The organism is Parabacteroides sp. ZJ-118 (assembly GCF_011038785.1).
In the GTDB taxonomy this organism is placed as follows: domain Bacteria; phylum Bacteroidota; class Bacteroidia; order Bacteroidales; family Tannerellaceae; genus Parabacteroides.
On record NZ_JAAKDT010000004.1, the window covers coordinates 89999 to 98626 of the forward strand.

Here is an 8628-nt window from a genome sequence, read left to right on the forward strand (position 1 = left end):
TTAATAAAAAATTAACGCACGATATTCAAGGTAATGTCATTCCGTTTATCTACTTTTGCAGATTGATATAAAATAGGATTGTATGAAAACACTGGAAAGTTTAGTAGCAGAAAAATTATTAAAGATTAAAGCCGTAAAATTGCAACCGGCCAATCCGTTTACTTGGGCATCCGGCTGGAAATCTCCGATCTACAATGACAACCGAAAGACTCTTTCTTATCCGGTCGTTCGTAGCTTCATTAAATTGGAGCTGGCTCGTGTGATTAGTGAAAAATTCGAGAACGTAGATGCCATTGCCGGTGTTGCTACAGGTGCAATCGCTCAAGGTGCCTTAGTCGCCGATTTACTGGGATTGCCATTCGTATACATCCGCTCTACGCCAAAAGATCATGGATTAGAAAACCTTATCGAGGGAGAATTGAAACCGGGTTCTAAAGTAGTGATCATCGAGGATTTGGTGTCTACCGGGGGTAGCAGCTTGAAAGCCGTACAGGCCGTACGCAACTTTGGTTGCGATGTAGCGGGTATGGTAGCTATCTTTACCTATGGATTCCCTGTGGCGAAAGCCGCTTTCAAGGACGCTAAAGTAACATTGACTACATTAAGCAATTACGACGCTGTCTTGGAAGAAGCTGTCCGTACGCATTACATCGATGAGTCTGAGATCGCGATTCTTCAGGAATGGCGTAAAGATCCGGCTAACTGGAACCCGAAATAAGTAATAAACAAAAAAGAACACTCAATGACTGAAGAATTTGTGAGTGAGGTCAAGCAGATCCCACACAATGATGAACGTATCTTCTCGATGTTGTCCGATTTTTCCAATTTAGGACGTATCAAGGATCTCATCCCGCAAGATAAAATAAGAAATTTTAAGTTCGATAGCGATACCTGTAGTTTCGCTGTCGATCCCGTTGGTGAGATTACCTTCCAGATCGTAGAGAGAGAGCCGAATAACTTAATCAAGTTCACGGTGACCAACGCCCTTCTTCCCCTTTTCTTGTGGATACAGCTGAAACAGGTAGCCGAGGACGACACACGGTTAAAAATCACGGTTCGCGCCGATATGAATCCGTTCTTGAAACTAATGGTATCGAAACCTTTGCAAGAGGTTGTCGATAAAGTCTCAGCCTTTATCGCCTCTTTGCCTTATTAATTCTTTTTTTTCATTATGGCTCAGAAACTTTGGGAAAAAAATGTACAGGTAGATCATGAAGTAGATATCTTCACGGTAGGTAAGGACCGCGAGATGGATCTTTACCTCGCTAAATATGACGTATTAGGCTCCATGGCACATATCACGATGCTGGAAAGTGTCGGTTTGCTGACCAAGAAGGAACTAAACGTCTTATTGGCTGAATTACGGAATATATACGCCGTAGCGGATCGTGGTGAATTCACCATCGAGGAGGGCATAGAGGATGTGCACTCACAGGTGGAACTAATGCTCACACGCCGTTTAGGCGATATGGGGAAGAAGATCCATAGCGGGCGTTCCCGCAATGATCAGGTTCTATTGGACCTGAAGCTCTTCACCCGTTCGCGAATACAGGAATTGGTTGATCTGGTTTCCGGCTTGTTCGACGTTTTGATCTCCCAAAGTGACCGGTACAAGGATGTACTGCTTCCCGGATATACCCATCTGCAGGTAGCCATGCCCTCTTCATTCGGACTTTGGTTCGGCGCTTACGCAGAGAGCTTAGTAGATGATTTGCAGCTTATGCAAGCCGCATACCGTATTTGCAACCGCAACCCGCTGGGCTCCGCCGCCGGATATGGTTCATCCTTCCCGCTAAACCGCCAGATGACTACGGATTTATTAGGTTTCGACTCGCTGGACTACAACGTGGTATATGCCCAGATGGGACGTGGCAAGGTGGAGCGCGTCGTGGCCTTCGCCATGGCAAGTATCGCCGCTACGCTCTCCAAATTGGCGTTCGACGCTTGTATGTTCAATAGCCAAAACTTTGGCTTCATCAAACTGCCGGATCAGTTCACGACCGGTTCCAGCATCATGCCACATAAGAAAAATCCGGATGTATTCGAGTTGACACGCGCCAAATGTAATAAGCTTCAAGGCCTACCTCAACAAATCATCTTGATCAGCAACAACCTTCCTTCCGGCTACTTCCGGGATCTCCAGATCATCAAAGAAGTCTTCCTCCCGGCTTTCGATGAGCTGAAGGATTGTTTACGCATGGTAACTCATATGATGCGTGAGGTAAAAGTGAACGAGCATATATTGGACGATGACAAATATTCCCTGCTATTTAGCGTGGAAGAAGTGAACCGCCGTGTCTTGGCCGGAATGCCTTTCCGTGATGCTTATAAGCAAGTAGGTTTGGATATCGAGGCCGGTAAATTCGTTCCTTCGAAGAGTGTTAACCATACGCACGAAGGCAGTATCGGTAATCTATGTAATGAATCAATCGCCGCCATGATGCGCAGCGTGATAGGTTCTTTCTCTTTCGAACGGATGAATGAAGCTGAAAAGAAATTGATCCATGGATAAGATAAGACGGATATTTCCACTTTTGATCTTGTTTACGCTATTATCTTGTGCAGATACGATAGAGACTCGCATACCCTATCGTGCGGTCTATCTGGAACTAGATTTGAGTTATCAAGACAAAGCGTTGAACGCGATTCAGGCCTATAAGATCTACACCTCTAAAGATGTAGACCAAGCCGGCGAGCAAACAGGATTTGGAGGCGTATTGGTTTATCATGGATTGTCTAGTAACGGAACCGGAGCATTCTTTGCGTTCGATGCAGCTTGTCCTCATGAGGCATCCGCTAATGTCATCGTAGAAGTGGATGAATCCGCAGTATACGCCATTTGCCCAAAATGTGGTAGTAAATTTGAACTATTAAATGGTATCGGCAATCCCGTGGAAGGGCCTTGCGCTGAGGAAAAACAAATCCTCAAGCAATATGTCGTCGATACAAACGGCAATAAAATTTATATCCATAATTAAAATTTCTACCCGAAAGTTTGGCGGTATAAATATTTATAGTACCTTTGCACTCGCAAAAGAGAGACAAACTATGCGGAAGTAGCTCAGTTGGTAGAGCATAACCTTGCCAAGGTTAGGGTCGCGGGTTCGAGTCCCGTCTTCCGCTCGGCTCTTAAAGAAGAGGTGGATGCTCGAATGGTGGAATCGGTAGACACGAAGGACTTAAAATCCTTTGGCCATTGCGGCTGTGCGGGTTCAAGTCCCGCTTCGAGTACGATCCGATTTAATTGCGGAAGTAGCTCAGTTGGTAGAGCATAACCTTGCCAAGGTTAGGGTCGCGGGTTCGAGTCCCGTCTTCCGCTCGCTTCCAAAAGGTCTCGCTGTTCAAAAGAGGTGCAACTCCACGTCCACATCCCGGTTTTTCCAATGATCTAGAACAGACATTTGAGAGATTATTTCAAGAATTGGTCTTATAGATACTTCGACATAAATTCCATATTTTACGATTAATAGGAAAAGACGAATCATCAAGACAACCCGTCTTCTCCTATTGAGCTAATGAATGTTATACTTTTCCTCTTAAGTCCGCATCCATAGCGGCGGCGGCCTTACGACCGTCTCCCATCGCCAGAATCACGGTAGCTCCGCCTCGAACGATGTCCCCTCCGGCGTACACATCGTCTAAAGCGGAACGCATGTTGTCTTCCTCCACTACGATCGTGCCCTTCTTGCTCACCTCCAAGCCACCAAAGGCACGGGGTATTAATGGATTCGGAGATACACCGACACTAACAATCACCTCATCCACATCGATTGTTTCGATAGCCCCCTCGATAGGTACCGGACGACGGCGACCTGAGGCATCCGGCTCACCTAACTCCATCTTCTGCAAACGCATCTGCTTAACACGCCCTCTTTCATCTCCTATATATTCGATCGGATTATGAAGTGTCAGAAACTCCACACCTTCTTCCTTCGCATGTTTCACCTCTTCCAAACGAGCGGGCATCTCCTCCTCGCTACGACGGTAGACGATCATGGCACGCTCAGCTCCCAGACGACGAGCGGTACGGACAGAATCCATAGCGGTATTGCCTCCACCGATCACGGCCACCGTCCTTCCTTGTAGCACCGGCGTATCACTTTCCGGATTCGCCGCATCCATCAAGTTTACACGGGTCAAGTACTCGTTGGACGACATAACGCCCACGAAGTTCTCACCCGGAATGTTCATAAAGTTAGGCAGACCGGCACCACTTGCCACGAATACGCCCTTAAAGCCATCCGCATGCAAATCATCATAACTGATCGTCTTCCCCACGATACAATCTTTCTCAAACTGTACACCCATCTTACGAAGGCCATCAATCTCCACGTCGACGATTTTATTCGGTAAGCGGAACTCCGGGATACCATATTTCAAAACACCACCGATCTCATGTAATGCCTCGAACACAGTCACGTCATATCCACGCTTCGCCATATCTCCTGCAAAAGATAATCCGGCAGGACCGGAGCCTACCACGGCAATCTTGATACCATTCTTCTCAGCGATCTCCGGAACCGAGATATTTCCGCTCTCACGTTCGTAATCAGCGGCGAAACGCTCCAAGTAGCCAATAGCAACCGCTTCCTTACCCATTTTCAAATGGATACACTTACTCTCGCATTGTTTCTCCTGCGGACATACACGACCGCAAACAGCGGGTAGGGCACTCGTCTCCTTCAAGGTCTTAGCGGCCTCCAAAAAGTCCCCACGCTCGATATTCTTAATAAAAGTAGGTATATTGATATTTACCGGACATCCCTGCATACAAGTAGGGTTCGGGCAATCCAGACAGCGCTGGGCCTCTTGCATGGCCTGTTCTTTTGTCAAGCCTAAATTAACCTCCTCCAAGCGGGTATGACTCCGGTATTCCGGATCCAACTCGTTCATCTTCACGCGGGGGATATCCGCACGTTCTTTATTTTTCCTGCTTTTGCGAAGTGCCTCCCGCCAAGGTTCGGCACGACGAGCAGTAATTAATTTGTCTGTTGTCATGATTCAATTACGCGGTTTCGTTATTTCTTCTCTATATCCTTATAAGCGCCGAGGCGCATGATCATCTCATCAAAATCCACTTGATGAGCATCGAACTCTGGTCCATCCACACAAACGAACTTGGTCTTCCCGCCTACGGTGATACGACAAGCGCCACACATACCCGTTCCATCCACCATGATCGTATTCAAGGAAGCTACGGTAGGAATCTCGTATTTCTTTGTAAGAGCGGAAACAAATTTCATCATAATGGCCGGACCGATCGTAACGCATAAATCCACTTTCTCCCGGTTGATTACGCTCTCCACGCCATTCGTCACCAAGCCTTTTGTCCCCAAAGAACCATCATCGGTCATGATAATTACCTCATCCGAATTTTGGCGCATTTGCTCCTCTAAGATAACCAAATCCTTGGTACGAGCCGCCAATACGACGATCACACGGTTTCCCGCCTTATGGAAAGCCTCCACGATCGGCAACAACGGAGCGACACCTACGCCACCACCGGCACAAACAACCGTTCCAACCTTCTCGATATGGGTAGCCTGTCCTAACGGGCCTACTACGTCCGTAATATAGTCACCCTCATTCAGTTCACAGATCTTACGAGATGAACCGCCTACCGCTTGGATCACCAAAGTGATGGTACCCTTCCCGGTATCCGCTCCGGCGATAGTAAGAGGTATACGTTCGCCTTTTTCGCCAACTTTCACGATCACAAAGTGACCGGCCTTACGGGAACGAGCGATCAAAGGAGCCTCGACCTCCAGCTTCACCACATTGGCTGAGAAATGTTCTTTACTTACAATCTTATTCATTATAATCGATATTGTAGATAGTTTGTCTTGTTTTGCCGGCAAAAATAAAATAAAAAAGTGAATATAACCCTATTTCACTTAACAAAAGGTTTCACTCAAATAAACCCTCATCACGCACCAACATCAAAATAGCGGAATGAGAGACAATCAAGAACTTCTCGTCATTAAATTTGATCTCATAAGCGGCGTCCTGCAAATAGACTGCCAAATCACCTTCACGGGCTTGAAGCGGCAAGTATTGCACCTCCTCCCCTTTCTTTTTCTCCCAGACCTCATGCTCCTCGGACTGAGAAGGCAACGGATATCCGGGTCCAGTCTTTATGATATAACCCGCTTGTATCTTCTCCCCTTGTTGGACCGAGGGAGGCAGATACAATCCGGTCTTAGTTTGACTCTGTGGATTCTTAGGCTTAATCAATACTTTATCGCCTATCATCAGAAATTTATCGATGTCTTTTTGATCTATGGATAGTTGCATGATTATAAAATGTTACATTTTTACTCCGCGAACTTACGGAAAGTTTACCGAAAATAAAAGCGAGCCTTCTTGATGAAAGCCCGCTCTTATCTATAGGTGAACATTTATCTACATCAAATAGAACGTCCCTTGAACACATTCGACTCGTTCGAAGGATAGAGACTTCCCGTAAAGGATATACGGTTGCTATTAAAGTTTGGCGATACCGTGGCTGTACATTTATTCGTACCTTTCGCCATACGGAACGTAACCCTGGCGGATACCGCCACACCCTGCACATTCATCTCGTACATAACGTTCCCTTTTTTGTCCGTCTTCATCTGTACACCGGAAGTTGTTCCATCAACCGTTATACCTCCTATTCCGTTAGGACCGGCCACCGGAGTATTAAACGCTAACTGAATGGAAGCTTTCTCACCTTTCACCGAAACGAAGTTCGTGTTCGGAGTAACATAAACAAAACTACCGCGCTTAAACTCTATACGATCCGCTTCCAACACGAAATCCTTGTTGTTCAAAGCTTGCAGCGCTCGTTCAAACAATGCGTTAGCCTCAGCTTCCTCCGCTGCTTTTTTGGCTGCCTTCGCAGCTTTCTTTGCTTCTTTCTCGGCCTGCTTCGCAGCTTTCTCAGCGGACTTGTCCTGCTGTGCCATCATCGACCCTGCACCAAATAATAAAACGGCGAGCAATAATACAATCTTCTTCATATTAACTCATTTTTAAAGGTTTGTCCATAAAAATATCTCTATACATACAACAAAAGTACAATTAACATCGATATAAGTTCATCTTTAACTCTTATTTTTTACGTTTTTAACATGATACCATAAAAAGCCCCATGCGGTTACCGCCGCGATGAAATCGGAGAAAGGTTGCGCTAGCCAAACGCCATCCAATCCCCAAATCGGAGGGAATAGCAAGATAGCCGGTATCAAGAATAAGACCTGCCGACTTAGGCTCAGGAACATCGCTTTCCATGCGACACCGATACTTTGAAAAAACTGGCTGATCATAATCTGGGAACCGACAACGAAAAAGACTAGCATCGTCAGACGTAATCCGTTGTCCGTAATCGACACCAATTCGGCATCCGTTGAGAATACGCTAACGATACATCTCGGGAATAATAAACTGACGATACATCCTCCCCCTGTAATCAAAGTCGATACTATAATAGACAACCGCAAGGTAGCCAATACCCGGTCATGATGCCCGGCGCCATGGTTAAACCCGACAATCGGTTGCATCCCTTGGGCGATACCGATAATCAACATAACCAGCAGCATGGCGATACTGGAGATAATACCGCTGGCACCTATCGCCAAATCGCCTCCATTCTCCTTCAACGCATGGTTCATGATCACCACGACCACACTGCCCGCTAACTGCATGGAAAATGGAGACATACCGATCGTAAATATATTCCAAATAATGGGACCTTTCAACCGGAAATATTTTGTATGGAAACGTACGATACTATCCCTACTGATAAAATGGCTCATCACGAAAGCAGTTCCGGCCGCCATGGAGATTACCGTCGCGATAGCGGCACCCTGTATTCCCATATCCAGCCAAAAGATAAAGATCGGATCAAGGATCACGTTCAACACGGCACCTATCATCATCGTGAACATCGCCTTTTTAGGATAACCGGAAGCACGCATCACGGCATTAAAACTAAAGCTTAACGTCGCCAGCAAATTTCCCGGGATAGCAATATATAAATAGTCTTTCGCATAAGGTATCGTCTGCTCGCTTCCTCCAAACCACCTTAATAAATCATCCAAGAAAGTCATACTGGGGATAATTGTCAAGGCTCCGATAATGAATGTCAAAGTGAAAGCGTTCCCTAGTACGTTATCTGCCAGATCATTCGCCTTACGGCCTAGATGAATGGAGACCCTTGTAGCGGCTCCCGCACCGATCAACATTCCAAATGCCTGCATAAAAAGAAGTATCGGGAAAGTCAATGTCAATCCAGAGATAGCTAGCGCACCGACGCCTTGTCCGATAAATATACGGTCTACAATGTTATAAAGAGCATTAACCATAGTCCCGATCACGGCGGGAATCGCGTAATGTACCAACAAACGGCCTATATTCTCATTTTCCAGCCGTTCTGTAATTTCATTTGATTCAAGTTTCGCAAGTTCAACTTGCTGATTCCATATTGTAGAATTTAGCGATATGAGCTATCTCATCAGAATGATTAATCACCGCATCATAGACTTCTTCGTCCAGCAATCCGAAGGCTCTCGCTATTGCCGTGACCAGTTCCTGAAGAAGGCCCCATATCTGTTGGGCTACGGAGAGTTGGACTGTCTCTTTGGAGAT

General features: G+C 46.1%; 9 protein-coding genes, 3 tRNA genes and 1 pseudogene. 7 read left to right on the forward strand and 6 right to left on the reverse strand.

What is annotated here, in order from left to right; all coding sequences use genetic code 11:
- Window positions 1-82: 82 nt before the first annotated feature.
- The 7 genes from pyrE to G7Y39_RS02825 all read left to right on the forward strand — a co-directional run bounded on the left by pyrE (window position 83) and on the right by G7Y39_RS02825 (window position 3319).
- Complete coding sequence (gene pyrE, locus G7Y39_RS02795; RefSeq protein ID WP_165154855.1) at window positions 83-718, forward strand: orotate phosphoribosyltransferase; 636 nt, start codon at window positions 83-85, stop codon at window positions 716-718.
- Window positions 719-742: 24 nt separating this feature from the next.
- The gene (locus G7Y39_RS02800; RefSeq protein ID WP_165154857.1) at window positions 743-1156 is read left to right on the forward strand and encodes an SRPBCC family protein; all 414 of its coding nucleotides are present in this window, start codon (window positions 743-745) and stop codon (window positions 1154-1156) included.
- 15 nt (window positions 1157-1171) lie between these two features.
- The gene (gene argH, locus G7Y39_RS02805) at window positions 1172-2512 is read left to right on the forward strand and encodes an argininosuccinate lyase (RefSeq protein ID WP_165154860.1); all 1341 of its coding nucleotides are present in this window, start codon (window positions 1172-1174) and stop codon (window positions 2510-2512) included.
- Window positions 2505-2978 (forward strand): (2Fe-2S)-binding protein, encoded by a 474-nt coding sequence (locus G7Y39_RS02810; RefSeq protein WP_165154862.1) that lies wholly within the window; start codon window positions 2505-2507, stop codon window positions 2976-2978. Before argH ends, G7Y39_RS02810 begins: the two co-directional genes overlap by 8 nt.
- Window positions 2979-3050: 72 nt before the next feature.
- Window positions 3051-3123, forward strand: a tRNA-Gly gene (locus tag G7Y39_RS02815).
- Window positions 3124-3146: 23 nt separating this feature from the next.
- Window positions 3147-3231: transfer RNA gene (locus G7Y39_RS02820), tRNA-Leu, on the forward strand.
- A 15-nt stretch (window positions 3232-3246) separates the two neighbouring features.
- Window positions 3247-3319 (forward strand) — tRNA-Gly (locus G7Y39_RS02825).
- A 203-nt stretch (window positions 3320-3522) separates the two neighbouring features.
- Here the strand turns inward: G7Y39_RS02825 and gltA are convergent.
- From gltA to G7Y39_RS13490, 6 genes and pseudogenes are all read right to left on the reverse strand, one after another.
- Window positions 3523-4998, reverse strand: a complete 1476-nt coding sequence (gene gltA, locus G7Y39_RS02835; RefSeq protein WP_165154864.1) for an NADPH-dependent glutamate synthase — start codon at window positions 4996-4998, stop codon at window positions 3523-3525.
- A 20-nt stretch (window positions 4999-5018) separates the two neighbouring features.
- On the reverse strand, window positions 5019-5816 hold the full coding sequence (locus tag G7Y39_RS02840) for a sulfide/dihydroorotate dehydrogenase-like FAD/NAD-binding protein (RefSeq protein ID WP_165154866.1): 798 nt from the start codon (window positions 5814-5816) through the stop codon (window positions 5019-5021).
- A gap of 91 nt (window positions 5817-5907) precedes the next feature.
- Window positions 5908-6294, reverse strand: a complete 387-nt coding sequence (locus tag G7Y39_RS02845; RefSeq protein ID WP_165154868.1) for a co-chaperone GroES family protein — start codon at window positions 6292-6294, stop codon at window positions 5908-5910.
- A gap of 113 nt (window positions 6295-6407) precedes the next feature.
- Window positions 6408-7001, reverse strand: coding sequence for a DUF4251 domain-containing protein (locus G7Y39_RS02850; RefSeq protein WP_165154870.1), 594 nt, complete (start codon window positions 6999-7001; stop codon window positions 6408-6410).
- 84 nt (window positions 7002-7085) lie between these two features.
- Window positions 7086-8465: an MATE family efflux transporter gene (locus G7Y39_RS02855; protein ID WP_165154880.1), complete on the reverse strand. Its 1380-nt coding sequence runs from the start codon at window positions 8463-8465 to the stop codon at window positions 7086-7088.
- A pseudogene (locus G7Y39_RS13490) lies at window positions 8446-8628 on the reverse strand (IS4 family transposase); the annotation flags it as partial. The gene G7Y39_RS02855 and the pseudogene G7Y39_RS13490, both read right to left, overlap by 20 nt.

Bases quoted from the DNA above. Each gene is read 5' to 3' on its own strand.
- G7Y39_RS02845 (WP_165154868.1), bottom strand. From the start codon at position 6,294: ATGCAACTATCCATAGATCAAAAAGACATCGATAAATTTCTGATGATA.
- gltA (WP_165154864.1), bottom strand. From the start codon at position 4,998: ATGACAACAGACAAATTAATTACTGCTCGTCGTGCCGAACCTTGGCGG.
- argH (WP_165154860.1), top strand. From the start codon at position 1,172: ATGGCTCAGAAACTTTGGGAAAAAAATGTACAGGTAGATCATGAAGTA.
- G7Y39_RS02850 (WP_165154870.1), bottom strand. From the start codon at position 7,001: ATGAAGAAGATTGTATTATTGCTCGCCGTTTTATTATTTGGTGCAGGG.
- G7Y39_RS02810 (WP_165154862.1), top strand. From the start codon at position 2,505: ATGGATAAGATAAGACGGATATTTCCACTTTTGATCTTGTTTACGCTA.
- G7Y39_RS02800 (WP_165154857.1), top strand. From the start codon at position 743: ATGACTGAAGAATTTGTGAGTGAGGTCAAGCAGATCCCACACAATGAT.
- G7Y39_RS02840 (WP_165154866.1), bottom strand. From the start codon at position 5,816: ATGAATAAGATTGTAAGTAAAGAACATTTCTCAGCCAATGTGGTGAAG.
- pyrE (WP_165154855.1), top strand. From the start codon at position 83: ATGAAAACACTGGAAAGTTTAGTAGCAGAAAAATTATTAAAGATTAAA.